Raw genomic sequence first — 15,928 nt, forward strand, 5'->3', positions numbered from 1 at the left:
GGTTGAAAGCTTCAGTCAGCTCTCGGTTAACTAAATAAATCTAACTGCTTCGGAGACAGGTTTGAATAGGTGATATCCAGCAAATCAATCATCTGCTGGCCATTCGCCGCTGCATCTCCGCCAGAGTTATTATTAAACACGACATAGACATCTTTCGATTGCTGATGCAGGATGTCGAGATTCTTTTTCCACTCTTTTAATTCAGCTTCATTATATAAATATAAGTATCTTACTTCACGCCAATTCTCATGGTCTGCCGGGTGAAGCCAGCCCTGTTTATTCCTCCCGTGAAATCGGACCAAGGTTTTATCACGGTGTGTAGCTTGTATGACTGGCGGAATGGAGCCTTCTCCGACTTGCGGTTCATCACAGACGGAATGAATCCATCCTTCCGTTTCCATAAAGGACAAAGTCTGCTCATAAAATTCCTCTGAAAACCATGTACGGTTTCGGAATTCGAGTGCACATGGAATATCGCCCATCTTCTCCTTACACCATCTTAAATAGTGGACGTGCTCTTTTTTGCAATCAAACCAAGGTGGAAATTGAAAGAGCACCATGGCCAGTTTCCCTTCACGAATGAGCGGAGTCAGCGAAAGAATAAATGCATCAAACATGTCCTCCTTCGAAGCAAACGGAATTTCGCCCCTTTGATGTCCAGTCATTCCTTGGTATGCTTTCACAACAAATTGAAAGTCATCTGGCGTATCCTTTATCCACTTTTCATGATTACGCTCAGGCTGAACCGCATAAAAGCTGGCATCCAGTTCCACAATCGGAAACGTTGATGCGTAGTGAAACAGCTTTTGCGCGCTGCCGATTCTCGGCGGATAAAGACTGTCATGATCTCCCCAGCCAGTTAATCCGATATAAATCATGTTTCTCACCTCTTGCCACTCTCATGTATAGACGGCTTCCTCACATCAAAGCCTTTATTCCTTGTGATACCCATATTTCTGAAAGAAATTCTTCTGTCTACAACATATCATATTTGCTCGTAATTCTGAATGAAGATGACTGGTGTCCTGACGCTCTGTTTGTTTGTTATATGAATTGACAACTTTCTATCTAAAATGATTTTAGCTGATAACATAAAATGCATATCAGAGATGTTGACAGTGATTGTCCATTTTTTTATTCATCTTCACCAATAAAGGAGACCCAGTGGATATGAACATAGACGATAATCAGTTTGAAATTTTACAAGAATTGGCCAAAAAGATTCACAAGCCCATCTATTTGTTTAACCAGCATGGACGTATTCTCTATACCTCGCACCCCATGATCACGAGCCCAGAATGGATGCACATTCTCCCCTTTTTCCAAAGCAGGACAACTCATTCTTTTTCAATGATACATGCAAAACAAACCTTTTCCATCTTTCCAATTGATCTAAACGAACAAACATGTGATTATCTGGTCATCCCTTCTTTCATTCACCCGCAGAATAAAACTTTGCATGGGATCATTGCAAAAGCAGTAAACGAAATGTCAATTGCACGTATGAGACAATATGCCGCCGTGCAAACGGCCAAGCGTGCTAGAAATGAGGGCTTTCGTAGATGGATAGAGAGGACACCGTCTTCTCAGCAAGATCCCTTACATTTCGCTCAGACGTTTGAATTAAACGCCGAATGCCGCTATCTATGTATGATCTGTCAGCTTGACGAGCGCAGTGATTCCACATGTTTTATGAAGCAGCAAATGGTTTTAGATCAAATGGTTGATCTGCTCGAAAGTGCACTTCCAAGCTGCCCATTTCCTGCCTTTCTGTTTGTCAAAGGTGATATGGGTGTTGTATTGATGGAGGAGACTGGCAGTTGGCCGGAGGTTAGCGGCAGGCTCAGCTCTTTTTTAAAACAGTTGCAGATGCTTGTTAAACTGCAAGTGAATCATACTATTTCTTTTGGGGTGAGCTTGACAGGCTGCCTCATCTCCCATCTGTCTGAAGGCTACAATGAAGCATTAGAGGCTCTTCAAACAGGACATCTCTCATCGCGTACTGAATATATTCAATTTTATCAAGCGAAGGATGTGCCAGATTTACTAAGGCTCATTCCAAGAAAGGATATGATCACGTTTCACCAGCTCCACCTTCACCCGTTATCTGAACCATCACAAGTCGATCAAAGCCTTCTTCACACCTTATCTGTCTATTTAGAAACCCATTGCCACATTTCAGAAACAGCCAAACGATTGTCCATTCATCGCAACACGGTCATTTATCGCCTCGAGAAGTGTGAAGAATTGCTTCGAATCAGCTTAAAAGATTCTGACGCAACATTGCGGCTGCGCTTAGCATTCCGTATTCAAATGTTTCTCTCATCCCATCCTGATTGAATTTTTTCTTCTGAAACTTCATATAGTTTGGAGGAGAAAAATGAGACTCAAGGAGGAATGATAAATGGATGATGAGCTCCGTCACATCCCGCAGCCCATTCGAAAGGATGGCGCGGGTGCCACCGACTTAGGCCCGCGCGATGTCCTTCGAGATATAGAGAACCCAGATATGCTCGTTCCCCCTAAAACCGATGCCGGAACAATCCCCAATTTAAAATTTTCATTTTCTGATACACACATGCATTTGAATCACGGCGGCTGGTCGAGGGAAATTACAAAGCGGGAGCTGCCAGTTTCAACAACGATTGCAGGTGTCAACATGCGGCTCACACGCGGAGGTGTTCGTGAGCTTCATTGGCATAAGCAGGCGGAATGGGCGTATATGATTTTAGGCAAAGCCCGCATCACATCTGTAGATGCAGAAGGGCGAAATATGATCGCTGATATAGAAGAAGGCGATTTGTGGTATTTTCCACCTGGTATCCCGCACTCTATTCAAGGACTTGAGGATGGTTGTGAGTTCCTTCTTGTATTTGATGATGGCGATTTTTCTGAATTTGATACATTCACGATTACAGACTGGTTTGCCCATACACCGAAAGAGATTCTCTCCGCCAATTTTGGTGTTCCTAAGAAATTGTTTGACCATATTCCGAAAAAGCAGCGCTATATGTTTCAAGGCTCGCCGCCGTCATCCTTAGAAAGCCAAATGGTATCTGATCCATACGGCAGCATCAAGCCGCCATTTACGCACCAGCTTCTTCGTCAAAAACCGATAACGACCTCTGGCGGAACCGTCCGAATTGTCGATTCACGGAATTTCCCGATTTCAAAAACGATTGCAGCTGCACTTGTTGAAGTAAAACCTGGCGGCATGAGAGAAATGCACTGGCACCCTAATAATGATGAGTGGCAATACTATTTAACAGGTACAGCTAAAATGACGGTCTTTGGAGCAGGAGGTACTGCCCGCACCTTTAATTACAGAGCCGGTGATGTTGGATATGTTCCTTTTGGCATGGGGCATTACATCCAAAATATCGGCCAAACGAGCCTTTGGTTTTTAGAGATTTTTAAAAGTGACCGGTTTGCAGATATTTCGTTGAATCAGTGGATGGCCTTAACCCCGCCTCAATTAGTGAAAGAGCATTTACACGTAGATGAAGCGATGATTCGTGCGCTTCATAAAGAAAAATCACCTGTCGTGAAATATGAAAGATGATGCGATTTTGTTTATAAAAAAACCGATCATTTTTAGATGATCGGTTTTTAATCATGGTTAACCCTTATCGATACCACGCTTTTGCTAAATTGTTTTTAAAGTTACTATCTTTGAAAGGTACGTTTGCACTACCAAAGTCTGTTGTATTCAGTGCATGTCTTGCAGCCGGCGTTAGATCATCCCAGCCAATTAAAGGCTGCATTCCTTTTCCGCTCACATTGCCGCTTACATTCAACTCATGATTTAATGGCCAGTTGCTATCATAACCTACTAAAGGATTTGTCCCTAAAATACTTGCTGCACTCGGTGCTACTTTCTTATATTGTCCATGACCTGAGTAAGCAATCGATTGAACACGCGGATTGGCTACAGCTGGATTGTCAATCCAAACGACAATGGATTCCCAATCATGACGATGACCAAAGCCTGGTGAAGGATTATCTTTTGGGAAATACCAAGCATACATAATCGCCCAGCTGCCATTGTACCAATCTGAACGTGAATATACTTGACCGATATTACTGCTGCATCCACCATTATGTGAACCGCTCGTTTTTAACCCTCTGCTTGTGTTTCCAGCAGCATCTACAGCTGGGAATGGTACACATCCATGCCATACTTTCAAATAAGGCTGAAATTTTTTCGCCGCTTTTTGTGTAACAGTTGTTGGGTTGACTTCTCTAAAACCAACTACTTTGTCATGATCAATTTCTGCCGCATGAACTGCTGAAGGCACTGCTGTACTAAACATGGTGACGATAAAAAATATAATGGCAAAAATAAACTTCTTCATTTTCTATCCCCTTTTCTCTTGATTATCTCAGTTACCTCATGCTGTCGAGATTGATGTTACCATTGCGGAAAAAACCAATCAATCACTTTTTACATAAAATGTACAATTTAGTATTTTATTAACAAGCTTTTATCGATCCCAAAGACCTAAATATATGGATTCTCTCTTAGAAATATTGATAAACTCTACTATTCATTTAGATAAAATATAAAACATATACTATTTCTAATTGAAATTTTTCTAAATACATTTCATTCAATAAAAAAAGACTGTAGATCAACTACAATCTTCCTTGCGCTGCATGAGTATGCTGCACTTTTTTCCCCCACACGATGGATGCAGCGAAGCTTACGCAAAGCACCAGTGTTCCAAACATAAAAGGAAACTCAATATTCATATCAAATAATATACCCGCCAGACTCGGTCCGACGATATTGGCAAGACTCATAAAGGATGTATTGAGACCGCCTGCTACCCCTTGCTGATTGCCTGCCATCTTGGACAGCAATGTATTGAGGGCTGGACGGACGAATGACGTAGCCGATAAAAATAAAATCGAACCTGTAAAAATCAACCAAAAGGACGTCGCATAACGGCAGGCGATCAGCATGAAAGCCGCACCTAACAGCGCATAACGCACGACTCTCATCTCCCCAAATCGTTTCACACAAACATTCACTAACGCACCCTGGACAAGCACCCCGGCAAGACCTGCAACCGTAATCACAAACGCAATATCTTTAGGTGAAAATCCGTGTTTTTGGTCTACATATAAGCCGAAAATCGATTCAAAATGAATGATTCCGAAATTGAGGACAAAGGCCAATATAAACAAAAAGCCGTACGATGTCCTTAGACCCTCGATCATTTGTACAAAAGGATTGAAATGAATATCCTTGTTGAGCCGCGCCTCTTCCTGTTTTTCCTTTGTTAATGTTTCAGGTAAGAAGAGGATGGATAACAAAGTAGAAAGAGCAGCAAAGGAACCGGCAATAAGAAATGGAAATGCGATCCCGTACTCAACCAAATAGCCGCCTACGCCCGGCCCAATGACAAAACCTAGTGTCATCGCTGCACTGAATAGACCCATTCCTTTCCCTCGATCCTTTTCACTTGTGATATCAGCGATGTATGCAAACATGGCCGGCATAAGCAAAGCCCCGGCAGCACCGCCTAAAAACCGAGACACGAACAGCATCCAAAGCTGATCAGCAAAAGCAAAAATAAACTGAGCAATCGTAAAACCCGCAATCCCCGCAATGATCAATTTTCTTCGTCCAAATCGATCGGTCAGTGCCCCGGCAACCGGCGATAACGCAAATTGTGTAAAACCTGTTGCAGCGACAAGAAAACCGAGTGTTTTCCCTGTTGCACCAAAGGCTTCGATGTAACTCGGCATAACAGGTACAATGAGGCCAAAGCCAAGCATGGCAATAAAAATATTGAGCATCAAAATGTATAATCTGCCCATCTTCTTCATATAAAAACCTCTTTCTGCAAAATAAATGAAAATGATGACAAAAATGGTGAGAACTTCTCCAGTATAGCGATAACCTCATCTATAAGTCTAGTTTTTCAAAAATTAGCGTTCTTTTCCAAAATAAAAATACCCGCCAATGGCGGGTATTTTAGATATCGTTATTCAGCTTGTTCATAGATAGAAAGAGCCGCCTGAAGCCCTGCTCCGCAATGGATAGACGCACCATGTTTGATGAGGATCGCTTCAAGCCCTGCTAACACAAACAGCACATTTTCCTTTCGGCAGCTGTAGCCCATTGTCCCAATTCTCCATATACGGCCGGCAAGTGGTCCAAAGGAGCTTGCAATCTCAACCCCAAAATGATGGAGCAGGTCGGCACGGACCGCTTCTCCGTCAATACCACTTGGAATGACAATACAAGTCACAACCGGCATTTTACAATCTGGATCACCAAACAATTCAAGCCCCATTGCTTCAAGACCTTTCATCAAGGCTTTCTCATGAAATGCGTGCCTTTGAAAACGTTCAGACAGCCCTTCTTCCAGCACAAGACGAACCCCTTCTCGCAGTGCATAGAGCATCGTTGTCGCTTCTGTATGATGATTTAATCGTCTTGGGCTCCAATAATCCTGAAGCTGGCTTAAATCAAAATAATTGCTTTTGATTGGAGAAATGTCCATTTGTTTTTGTAATTCATCCTGTGTCGCAATGCCTTTTTCTACTTTCTTTCTCGATTCAATGACAGCTGCGACCCGGTCATTATACGTAATAGGTGACATACCTGATGGAACAGATAAACATTTCTGCGTGCCGCCAATCGCCGCATCTATTTTCCATTCGTCCACTTTTACCTCGACACCGCCAATGGTTGCCACAGCGTCTACAATAAACAGCGCACCAAGAGCCCGGCATGCTTGCCCGATTTGCTTGAGCGGCTGTAATCGCCCGGTGGATGTTTCCCCATGAACCATGGCAACGATTTTAGGCTTGAGCTGCTTTATTTCTTTGATGATGTCGTCAGGATCAAAAACCGTCCCCCATTCACATTCCATTGTATGTACCTCAGCACCGTAGCGCTGTCCTATTTCAATGAGCAGGTGACCGAAACGGCCAAAGACAGGCACAAGCATTGAATCTCCCGGCTCAATCATACTGGCGAGCACAGCTTCAAGCCCTGAACGTGACGTACCGTCGATTGGATAAGCCCATTTGTTTTCTGTTTGGAAAAGTGACCGCAATAAGGTCATTGTTTCATTCATAATGTGTGTAAATGCTGGATCAAATTGACCGAGAATAGGCGTGCTCATTACACGGAGTACTCTCGGGTCTACTTCTACGGGTCCCGGTGTCATAATCGTTCTTGAAGGTGTTTGCAGTTCTTTCACGTGATCCATCCTCTCCCTTGCTGTCCATTCTTATAAGCCCACTTATACAGGAATGCGCTTAAAATAGCAATCTCTTTTCCTACGAACTTATTACATAAAATTTACGAGGAATCCATTTATTTCTTCATGGTAATATGATAGAAATAAAGAGAATACATTCCCTATCAAGGAGGAAATCGAATGAAAAGAACTTTATTTGGAACTGTGGCCGCCGGAATCATGATATTCGGCACATTCGCCGCCCCGCTGCCTCCAGCTGCTAATGCTCAAGGTTTCAATCTGAGTGAACCTAGTCAAACGATCACCTTTTCCCCGTTACAGCTTCAAAACGAAACATCTGCACAACAAACGCAAACTGCCGCCACAAGTCAAATCGATTCCTATTACCAATCTGCTGCTGGCAAGTCAGGACCCGCTCTTAAGAAAGCCTTACACGATATCATTGATGATCATACGCAGCTCTCCTACAGCCAGGTTTGGAATGCATTAAAGGAAACAGATGAAGACCCCAATAACCCAAACAATGTGCTGCTGCTTTATAGTGGTGCTTCCCGCTCAAAGCAGTCGAATGGCGGAAATGTGGGCCAGTGGAACCGGGAGCATGTCTGGGCCAAGTCTCACGGCAATTTCGGGACAAGCCAAGGGCCTGGGACAGATCTCCATCACCTTCGTGCGACAGATGTGCAAACGAATAGCACACGCGGAAATTTAGATTTTGACACGGGTGGTAATGAATACAAAGGAGCGCCGGGCAACTTCTACGACAGCGACTCATTCGAACCTCACAACCGGGTCAAAGGAGATGTCGCGAGAATGCTCTTTTATATGGCGGTTCGCTACGAAGGCGATGACCGCTTTCCAGATTTAGAATTGAACGACAAAGTGAATAATGGAAGCTCTCCCCTTCACGGCAAAATGTCTGTACTTCTCAAATGGCACAAGCAGGACCCAGTCGATCAAATCGAACGGAACCGCAATGAGATCATCTATCAAACGTATCAGCACAACCGCAATCCTTTTATTGATCATCCTGAATGGGCAAGCGAGATTTGGGAATAAAAAAAGGGCACTGCTACGAGCAAGCAGTGCCTTTCTTTTGTTCAAGCGGACAAACAAGACAATAATCGAGACTCTCCGATTTTTTCTCAAGCTTATAATACATACAGCAGGTTTTCCGGTTGGATGTTTCTAGTAAACTGTCGTCTAGGTTTAGGCTGTGCTGAAATGGATTTTGCTGAGCTCCGAATACATCACCGGCCGCTTGCTTCAGATACAGATAATCCTCCCGCACACGCTGCTTCACCGCAGGTTCTTCCGCTTCCCGCATCATGCTTCGATAAAGAGAGTTGATTCGAACCGCTACATTTTCCCATAAAATACGATAAGAGAGTTTTGATGTGCGGTTCAGCACGTCTAAAAGAGGCGTGACACACTCCGTAAACAGTGCACGCACGACCTTCTCTCTCCACTCATGCCGGTCTCCTTCTAGTGGAACAAACGAAGACGCCGTCTCATCCAATTCAATTTTTCGATCCTCTCTAAATGCACATGCTGCTGGTGGAAACTGATAGACACCGTCATACAGCGTCATCAAGTATAAAGAGGAACTGACAGCTAAGTAGGCGTACCGCTTTGAAAACATAGAGACTGCTACCGCCAGATTCGGTGCATGCATCGCTTCCTTTTCAGCTTCTAATAAACGCATGACGGCTGCTTCTGAAAAAAGCGCAGCAAGTGTGCGATCAGATGTCATTGGTCCATTTGTGATGTGTACCCCAAAATCAAGTAATTCTCTCTCAACCCACTCTGGCCTCATATCAAAACCCCCATCTTCTGTTTATCGATTGCGCTGTTGATATAACAAATAAATAAAGAATGGTGCACCAATGGCCGCCGTAAATACACCTGCTGGGACGTCTAACGGTAGAAATGCGGTTCTAGCCACAAGATCAGCCAGCATCACGAGAATACTACCAACAAGCGCAGATGCTGGGACAAGTGCTATGAAAGAACGGCCAATAATCATCCGTGCAACGTGCGGCGCCATGAGTCCAACAAATTCAATGCCGCCTGCAAATGCGACTGCAACACCAGCCAATGTCACACTCATCAGGAGAAAGAATAATCGTTTCGCCTGCACTTTTACCCCGAGACCTGTTGCAAGATCATCGCCAAGTTCTTTTACATTCATCGTTCTTGCTAACACCATGACAATCGGTAAAATGATCATCACCCAAGGAAGCATCGCAGTGACGTCTTTCATCGTAGAACCATATAAGCTGCCCGTCAGCCAGATGTATGACTTTGTCGTTGTCATCGTATCACTAAGTACAAGCGTAAACGTCACACATGCCTTCATAATGGCAGAAATCCCGATTCCCATCAGGACAAGTGTGATCGGCTTGACTCCTTTTTTCCATGAAAGCAAATAGATCAGACACGATACCGCAAAAGCACCCGCAATCGCCCATAAGGATTGATAAGCAATAGGCACAGTGCCCATCCAAAAGACGATGAACATAATTGCACCAAACGAAGCACCACTTGTAATTCCAATGATGTCAGGTGATGCCAGCGGGTTGCGGATCAATCCTTGCAAAATAAGCCCTGATACCGCAAGCGCGGCTCCGACTAAGACAGCCAGCAGCGTTCGTGGAATCCTCAGCGTATTTAACACAAAGGAGTTTCCCTCTCCCTGACTGATTAAATGAAGCAGCACATCCACCGGCTGAATGAACCGGCTTCCCATACTGAGACTGAGAATAAATAAGCCAAAGGCAATGGCCGTCAATAAAAGTAAAATCAAAAATGTCCGCTTTGAAAATTGAAATGAAATGCGCCCGCCTTTAGAACGCACTGTATATGTTTTAGCCACCTGTCTTCAACCCCTTGCGCACAAGATAAACAAATAGAGGCGCTCCTGCTACCGCCGTCATGACACCAATCGGCACTTCCTGCGGCATGATCAGAAAACGAGCCGCCAGATCCGCGGCAAGTAAAAGCGACGCCCCCACTACGGCACAATACGGCAGTACCCAGCGGTGGTCAGGCCCGACAAGCTTTTTCACAATATGCGGCACAAGAAAACCAACAAAACCAATTGAACCAGCAACAGCGACGGAACCACCTGCTAAAAAGACAACGAGTACACCCATCGTTATTTTCAGCAGCAGTGTACGCTGGCCAAGTCCTTTGGCAATATCGTCTCCCGACAAAAGAACATTAATAGAACGTCCCAGAAGCAGCGCCACAATAGTCGCACCTAAAATATAAGGCAAAACAGGGATTAACATATCAATGCTTCTTCCAGACACTGAACCAGCCATCCAGAACAGAATACTTTGAATCGACTGTTCATTCACGATTAAAAGACCTTGTGTAAAAGACGCAAACAGTGCAGATATCGCCGCACCTGCAAGGACAATTTTGACCGGCGTCAATCCATCTCTTCCAATGGAGCCCAATAGAAAAACGAGCATCCCAGCAATCGCTGCGCCTAGAAAGGCTGTCCACATATAGCCTGTTAACGACTCTGTTGAAAAGAAAACAATCGAAATCACGATAAAAAATAGCCCGCCTGCATTAATTCCTAATAAATCAGGCGCCGCAAGCGGATTTCTTGTCAATGCCTGCATGAGTGCACCTGAAATCGCCAGGCTAGATCCAACGACCGTTGCGATTAAAGCTCTTGATAATCTGGATGTCATGACAATGACACTGTTTGGATCCGATTCATCAAATTGAAGAAAAGCATGGATGGTGGCTTTGAGGGAAATAGAGGTTTGCCCAAGGGAAATACTGAGCATAAAAAAGACCAACATCAACACAATGAATCCAGCAAAAAGCAGTGCCTTGCTTGAATCCTTTTTTAATAAACTTCTCATCTGATTCCCGCTTTCAATCTGTTATGGAAAAAAGGAGAAAATGGTATGTTCACATTTTCTCCTCTGTTATGTCTTATTTATCAATTCCTAGACGATCGTAAATATCATCAAGCATCATGTTTGCTGCGATAATACCGCCGCCCATGTTCCAAGTGATTTCATCTACTTTATGCACTTGTTTCGCTTTCACTGCGTCAAGCTGCTTCCATAAAGGATGACTCGTCCACTCTTTATATGCTTTTTCAACTGCTTTATCCTGATCATCCATAAAGTAATAAATCACATCTGCATCCATTTGTGGAATGCTCTCTTTGTCTGTAAGAGTAATGATGTCTTGCTTTTTATCTTTGACATTCTTAGGTCCTTCAAAGCCTAGCTCTGTTAAAATGGATCCTGCGAAACCAGTTTGATAGATTCTAGCATGATCTGCACGGAAGTTCACCACAGATACACTCATCGGCCAGTTTTTGATGTCTTTTTTCGCTTTTTCTTTGAAATCAGCGACGCGGTCATCCCACTTCGTCAGCAATTCTTTTGATTTGTCTTGCTTGTTTAATGCTTCACCCATTAATTTCACTGTGTCTTTAAAGGTGAACACTGTTTCTGTTGCAACAGTTGGAGCGATTTCTTGTAGCTGATCAAAAATTTGCTCATGGCGGATTTTTGATGCAATGATCAAATCAGGCTTGAGCTTTTCAATTTCCTCTAAGTTTGGCTGTGTTTCCTGCCCAACAATTTTAACATCCTTTAAGTCATCTCTTAAATATTTATACGTAGGTGCTTCAAGCCAAGATTCTACAACACCTACTGGTTTAATGCCCATAGCGACTGCTGCATCCGTTGCACCTTGGTACAGTGTCACCACACGTTTAGGCGATCCTTTAATTTCAGTTGAACCGATAGCGCTTTCAACGGTTCTTGTTTTCTCTTTACTATCTGACTTGCCGTTACTGCTATTGCTGCCGCAAGCTGCAAGTAAAACGATGGAGAGCACAACTAAAAGCGACCAAAAAGATTTCTTGAACATGTACCTCACCTATCCATTCTATATGTAGTCATATCGTTTGATAACGATTCTCATTATCACACTATGATTTTATCATAGAAAAGGATGGTGTCAATGTAAATTTTTAAGAAAACGGGAGAGTGTTGACTAGTTGTTCATGCTAAATAGAATGATTCCACACTTGGATAGTTCTCCCAATCCATTTTCCCACTTCTAGTAGAATCGACAAATGGGTGTGTCCATCCAGCACTTGATAGACTGATTGTTGTTGGATCGCTTCATTTGGCAGCTCATGATAGGCAGGAAATTTTTCTATATCAAACAGTTCATCCTCGCTGTCTACTAACATCGCATATGGCCGATCCATTCTCGCAAATTGTTTTTTAGGTGCTGATGGGGTTAAGGCAAGTGATAGTTTGACGGTGATGGCTGTCAATAAAAGCGGATCCTGCTCGACTGCCCATTTTGGATAATGAAAACGTACGGCTTCAGAATGACTCATCAACATTCCTTTTGTCATGGCAGACAGAACGAATTTCCATACTTGAACGGCCGCAAAAGGAATTTGATCTGGCCTCGCAGTATCTGATTGATAGCCAAATTCAGGTGCAATAAAAAAGTAGCCATCAACCTCTCTTTTTTCTTGCCAAGATAGATAGTTTAACAGCAATCCCGCTCCAGATGAATGACCGCAAAGATAAACGGCTCCTTTCTGCTTCTGTTTAACCGCATCCACGATCTGCGAAATATCCTGCCACACATCCGTGATATTAGGTGTATCACCCTTTTTTCCATCCGAATGGCCGTGACCTCTTAGATCGAGCAAAAACGTATTCACATGAAATTCATGCTGCAGCGTATGGGCGATATGCTCATAACCAGCCAAACTATGAGCACCACCGCCATGAATTAAGATCACATTGGCCTGCGTCTTCTTTTCTGACAAAAATGGATAATACGCAAGGCTTGTACCATCATGTGATGAAATGTATTGTCTTTCTGGAATATGTACAGGGACTGCCTGCTGCATACTTGCAAACGAGAATGGTTCGGTCTTGATGTCTGTCAATTTTTTCGCTCCTTCAAACAGAAACAAGAATGGCCAGCCGCGCTAGTCATCCTCATTTCTATTTCTTATTCATTGCACTCTTTCAAAGGAAAGGTATTACTTTCAATAATCGCGACAATTTGGTTTACCGCTTTTTTTGCTTCTGGTATAGGGAAGACCGGAAACACGTGATTCATTTTAGGATATTCTATATAGTTTATTGGAACCCCCTGCTTATCTGCCATCTCTTTGAATTTACGGGCATCTGGGAGGAAGAATTCGTGAGTGCCTATAAAAACAGAAATTCGTCCCAGTGACTTGATCTCTCCATAGATTGGACTGACTAAGTAGTGTGTTTCATCCATGTCACCCGCATATCTTTTTCCTGCTTCAATTAATAATGCTAGATTGAGCATTGGTTCTTTTGGAACCATAGCAGCGATATCAGGGTTACTTAATGTAACATCTAGCCATGGTGATAAAAGAATGATATTCCCTGGCTGCGGCAATCCCTTTTTTGCCAAGTATTGAGCAAAGGCTAACGATAAACCTCCGCCAGCAGAATCACCCATGATGACGATATTTTCAGGCGTTCCTTTCTCTAAAAGAGCTTGGTACACAGGAAGGACACTTTCGATCGCATCCATATACTGATGGTTTGGTGCTTTTGGATAAACCGGCACATACACCCTACTATTTAATTGCTTCGTCAATCGGTCTAAAAAACGCCAATGCCAAGTCAAAGGCTGTTCAATATAGCCGCCACCGTGTATAAACAACACTTGATGGTCATCCGGCTGGACATTTGATTTCAGCATATACGTATCGACTGGAAACGAGTGATTTTGAGTGATTTTGTACTTATTCTTAAGTTTTTCAGGCAATTCATAAGGTAATTGATTTGCCCTTCTTCGTTCTTCTAGATAATCATTTACGTTGAGTTTCTTTTTCGTCAAAATAAGCAGCTGTTCTACTAAAAAACTTTGAATACTTCGCATATGATCGACCCCTGTTCATAGAATCATGATGATCGATGCCGATGGAAAGATAAGGCTTCTAAAGCATACCATATGAAGACGTACATCAGGAAAAAACCTTTTATCCAGCTGATCACTCACCACAACAAACACTTATTCATTAATGAACAACTGTTTATTTATTGTTACTCATATTCTACTTTTTAGACGCATGACAATCAATTGTCAATCTGACCCTAACCGTTCATTAATAGACAGATAACGACTAAGTGTTCATCTCGTTAATGTCCAGACATGAAAAAAGACGAACTGGACAAGTTCGTCTTCTTAATTGAGTACGATTAAGGCTGCAAGCTTAGGATTTTTTGAATCGTATGCATGACCCCGCTCTCTTCATTTGAAAGCGTAATAAAATGAGCAGCATCTTTTACCTCTTGGATGGCATTTCTTACAGCAAAACTGTATTGAGCGGATTCCATCAGTTCTAGATCATTACGACCATCACCGAATGCCATCGTTTCCTCTTCTGTCACACCCAATATGTGCTGAAGCTGTTTCACGGTGGTTCCTTTGTGAACGCCAATATTGGCAATGTCAATCCACGTATCCTCTGAAGCAACAACATATACTTGTTCAAAGAATTCACTTATTCTCTCCCTTGTCTGTACGCATTTTGCCTCAGGATCATGAACGGTAATTTTCACAAAGTCATCTTGTATGTCTGCAAAGTTTGATACCTTGAGTACATTTGTATAAGAGCCCGTCACAAATCTCATTTCACTCTCAGATAAATGCTCATTGACCACTGCACCATCTTTCGTACATGCAATGATCGTCTGCTCTTTGCTTATCTCCTCCAGCTTATGGATGATCGATAAACCTAGATCATTTTTTATTAATGATTCATAAACAAATTGCCCATCCTTTTTAATTCGCGTTGCACTATCCCCTAAAATCCAAAAATCCTTTGCATCATCACCAAACAATGCCTCTACTCGTTCACACTGCTTACCCGTACAAGGAGCGAACGCCACATTTTTCTCTTCCATTAATGCTTTTATTTTCTGAAATAAAGCTTGATCAAATGATCCTTGGCGGTTTAAAAAGGTGCCGTCTAAATCCGTAATAATTAATTTAATCATGTTCTTCCTCCAATTCCTTAGCTGAACAAACACTATACGATGAAAATTGTATATGTGTACGTGTCAGTAAGTAAATAAGCCAGGAACATGTTGTTTGTCATCACATATAAAGGCACTTGTTACATGTACGTCACACGGTGTTTCATGAATCATTCTATACAAAAAAGACGAACGGTCATCGTTCGTCTTCTTTCCTTACTTCACTTCCTCATGCTCTTGAGCAGCATTTCTTTTGCTCGCGATAAAGAGTGCACAGGTCATGGCAAGAATGGCCAGCGCCCACCAGAATGTCGATACTGCCTCTTCATGATCAATGATAATCAAACGGATGACAGCTGTGATCCCTATATAAATAAAATAACGAAGCGGAAAATGAAAGTTAGATTTAAAGTATTTAATAATTAAGGCAATAAACTCAAAGTACATAAAGAAGATCAGCAGTTCCCCAAGCATTCCATAATAGCTTTCTCCTTTGTTGAACAGTGTCTTATAAACAAATTGGACAATGTACCATGTTTCACTGATTAAGAGAACGCTTAAAGCGATGGCCAAAAAGAACAAACAGATATTGAGAAGGCCTTGCAAGAGATCAGGTATCTTTTGGAAATTGTTGAATCGTTTCATTGGGCTGTCTCTCCATTCCAGTATATT

General features: G+C 42.7%; 15 protein-coding genes. 3 read left to right on the forward strand and 12 right to left on the reverse strand.

What is annotated here, in order from left to right; translation table 11 throughout:
• Positions 1–26: 26 nt before the first annotated feature.
• A complete protein-coding gene (locus tag NSQ34_RS14795; protein ID WP_041115777.1) occupies positions 27–878 on the reverse strand; it encodes a DUF72 domain-containing protein in 852 nt (283 codons plus the stop codon).
• 292 nt (positions 879–1,170) lie between these two features.
• Here NSQ34_RS14795 and NSQ34_RS14800 point away from each other — a divergent pair, with 292 nt between their 5' ends.
• Positions 1,171–2,340, forward strand: a complete 1,170-nt coding sequence (locus NSQ34_RS14800; RefSeq protein WP_254001429.1) for a helix-turn-helix domain-containing protein — start codon at positions 1,171–1,173, stop codon at positions 2,338–2,340.
• A 64-nt stretch (positions 2,341–2,404) separates the two neighbouring features.
• The gene (locus tag NSQ34_RS14805; protein WP_034282645.1) at positions 2,405–3,562 is read left to right on the forward strand and encodes an oxalate decarboxylase family bicupin; all 1,158 of its coding nucleotides are present in this window, start codon (positions 2,405–2,407) and stop codon (positions 3,560–3,562) included.
• A gap of 64 nt (positions 3,563–3,626) precedes the next feature.
• On the opposite strand, the gene NSQ34_RS14810 is transcribed toward NSQ34_RS14805, so the two are convergent.
• From NSQ34_RS14810 to NSQ34_RS14820, 3 genes are all read right to left on the reverse strand, one after another.
• Positions 3,627–4,355: an NPP1 family protein gene (locus NSQ34_RS14810; protein WP_041115772.1), complete on the reverse strand. Its 729-nt coding sequence runs from the start codon at positions 4,353–4,355 to the stop codon at positions 3,627–3,629.
• Positions 4,356–4,635: 280 nt separating this feature from the next.
• The gene (locus NSQ34_RS14815; protein WP_342500959.1) at positions 4,636–5,835 is read right to left on the reverse strand and encodes an MFS transporter; all 1,200 of its coding nucleotides are present in this window, start codon (positions 5,833–5,835) and stop codon (positions 4,636–4,638) included.
• A 158-nt stretch (positions 5,836–5,993) separates the two neighbouring features.
• On the reverse strand, positions 5,994–7,229 hold the full coding sequence (locus NSQ34_RS14820; RefSeq protein ID WP_268455998.1) for an alanine--glyoxylate aminotransferase family protein: 1,236 nt from the start codon (positions 7,227–7,229) through the stop codon (positions 5,994–5,996).
• A gap of 171 nt (positions 7,230–7,400) precedes the next feature.
• Here NSQ34_RS14820 and NSQ34_RS14825 point away from each other — a divergent pair, with 171 nt between their 5' ends.
• Positions 7,401–8,279, forward strand: coding sequence for an endonuclease (locus NSQ34_RS14825; RefSeq protein ID WP_268455999.1), 879 nt, complete (start codon positions 7,401–7,403; stop codon positions 8,277–8,279).
• 13 nt (positions 8,280–8,292) lie between these two features.
• On the opposite strand, the gene NSQ34_RS14830 is transcribed toward NSQ34_RS14825, so the two are convergent.
• The 8 genes from NSQ34_RS14830 to psiE all read right to left on the reverse strand — a co-directional run bounded on the left by NSQ34_RS14830 (position 8,293) and on the right by psiE (position 15,901).
• Positions 8,293–9,036, reverse strand: coding sequence for an IucA/IucC family C-terminal-domain containing protein (locus NSQ34_RS14830; RefSeq protein WP_268456000.1), 744 nt, complete (start codon positions 9,034–9,036; stop codon positions 8,293–8,295).
• Positions 9,037–9,057: 21 nt separating this feature from the next.
• Positions 9,058–10,095, reverse strand: a complete 1,038-nt coding sequence (locus NSQ34_RS14835; RefSeq protein WP_342500960.1) for an iron ABC transporter permease — start codon at positions 10,093–10,095, stop codon at positions 9,058–9,060.
• A complete protein-coding gene (locus NSQ34_RS14840; RefSeq protein ID WP_034282660.1) occupies positions 10,088–11,104 on the reverse strand; it encodes an iron ABC transporter permease in 1,017 nt (338 codons plus the stop codon). Before NSQ34_RS14840 ends, NSQ34_RS14835 begins: the two co-directional genes overlap by 8 nt.
• A 73-nt stretch (positions 11,105–11,177) precedes the next feature.
• Positions 11,178–12,131 (reverse strand): iron-siderophore ABC transporter substrate-binding protein, encoded by a 954-nt coding sequence (locus NSQ34_RS14845; protein WP_176967231.1) that lies wholly within the window; start codon positions 12,129–12,131, stop codon positions 11,178–11,180.
• Positions 12,132–12,270: 139 nt separating this feature from the next.
• Positions 12,271–13,179 (reverse strand): alpha/beta fold hydrolase, encoded by a 909-nt coding sequence (locus NSQ34_RS14850; protein WP_242025990.1) that lies wholly within the window; start codon positions 13,177–13,179, stop codon positions 12,271–12,273.
• A gap of 65 nt (positions 13,180–13,244) precedes the next feature.
• Positions 13,245–14,156 carry an alpha/beta hydrolase gene (locus NSQ34_RS14855; protein WP_176967230.1) on the reverse strand — a complete coding sequence of 304 codons (912 nt, stop codon included), beginning with the start codon at positions 14,154–14,156 and terminating at the stop codon, positions 13,245–13,247.
• Positions 14,157–14,476: 320 nt separating this feature from the next.
• The gene (locus NSQ34_RS14860) at positions 14,477–15,277 is read right to left on the reverse strand and encodes an HAD family hydrolase (RefSeq protein ID WP_046313286.1); all 801 of its coding nucleotides are present in this window, start codon (positions 15,275–15,277) and stop codon (positions 14,477–14,479) included.
• Positions 15,278–15,472: 195 nt separating this feature from the next.
• The gene (gene psiE / locus NSQ34_RS14865; RefSeq protein ID WP_046313283.1) at positions 15,473–15,901 is read right to left on the reverse strand and encodes a phosphate-starvation-inducible protein PsiE; all 429 of its coding nucleotides are present in this window, start codon (positions 15,899–15,901) and stop codon (positions 15,473–15,475) included.
• Positions 15,902–15,928: the final 27 nt, after the last annotated feature.

The sequence above is a fragment of the Bacillus sp. FSL P2-0069 genome, from assembly GCF_038593315.1.
In the GTDB taxonomy this organism is placed as follows: Bacteria; Bacillota; Bacilli; order Bacillales; family Bacillaceae; genus Bacillus; species Bacillus safensis.

Excerpts from the sequence above, each read along its gene's own strand:
- NSQ34_RS14795 (WP_041115777.1), bottom strand. The coding sequence starts at position 878 with ATGATTTATATCGGATTAACTGGCTGGGGAGATCATGACAGTCTTTAT.
- NSQ34_RS14800 (WP_254001429.1), top strand. The coding sequence starts at position 1,171 with ATGAACATAGACGATAATCAGTTTGAAATTTTACAAGAATTGGCCAAA.
- NSQ34_RS14805 (WP_034282645.1), top strand. The coding sequence starts at position 2,405 with ATGGATGATGAGCTCCGTCACATCCCGCAGCCCATTCGAAAGGATGGC.
- NSQ34_RS14810 (WP_041115772.1), bottom strand. The coding sequence starts at position 4,355 with ATGAAGAAGTTTATTTTTGCCATTATATTTTTTATCGTCACCATGTTT.
- NSQ34_RS14815 (WP_342500959.1), bottom strand. The coding sequence starts at position 5,835 with ATGAAGAAGATGGGCAGATTATACATTTTGATGCTCAATATTTTTATT.
- NSQ34_RS14820 (WP_268455998.1), bottom strand. The coding sequence starts at position 7,229 with ATGGATCACGTGAAAGAACTGCAAACACCTTCAAGAACGATTATGACA.
- NSQ34_RS14825 (WP_268455999.1), top strand. The coding sequence starts at position 7,401 with ATGAAAAGAACTTTATTTGGAACTGTGGCCGCCGGAATCATGATATTC.
- NSQ34_RS14830 (WP_268456000.1), bottom strand. The coding sequence starts at position 9,036 with ATGAGGCCAGAGTGGGTTGAGAGAGAATTACTTGATTTTGGGGTACAC.
- NSQ34_RS14840 (WP_034282660.1), bottom strand. The coding sequence starts at position 11,104 with ATGAGAAGTTTATTAAAAAAGGATTCAAGCAAGGCACTGCTTTTTGCT.
- NSQ34_RS14845 (WP_176967231.1), bottom strand. The coding sequence starts at position 12,131 with ATGTTCAAGAAATCTTTTTGGTCGCTTTTAGTTGTGCTCTCCATCGTT.
- NSQ34_RS14855 (WP_176967230.1), bottom strand. The coding sequence starts at position 14,156 with ATGCGAAGTATTCAAAGTTTTTTAGTAGAACAGCTGCTTATTTTGACG.
- NSQ34_RS14860 (WP_046313286.1), bottom strand. The coding sequence starts at position 15,277 with ATGATTAAATTAATTATTACGGATTTAGACGGCACCTTTTTAAACCGC.
- psiE (WP_046313283.1), bottom strand. The coding sequence starts at position 15,901 with ATGAAACGATTCAACAATTTCCAAAAGATACCTGATCTCTTGCAAGGC.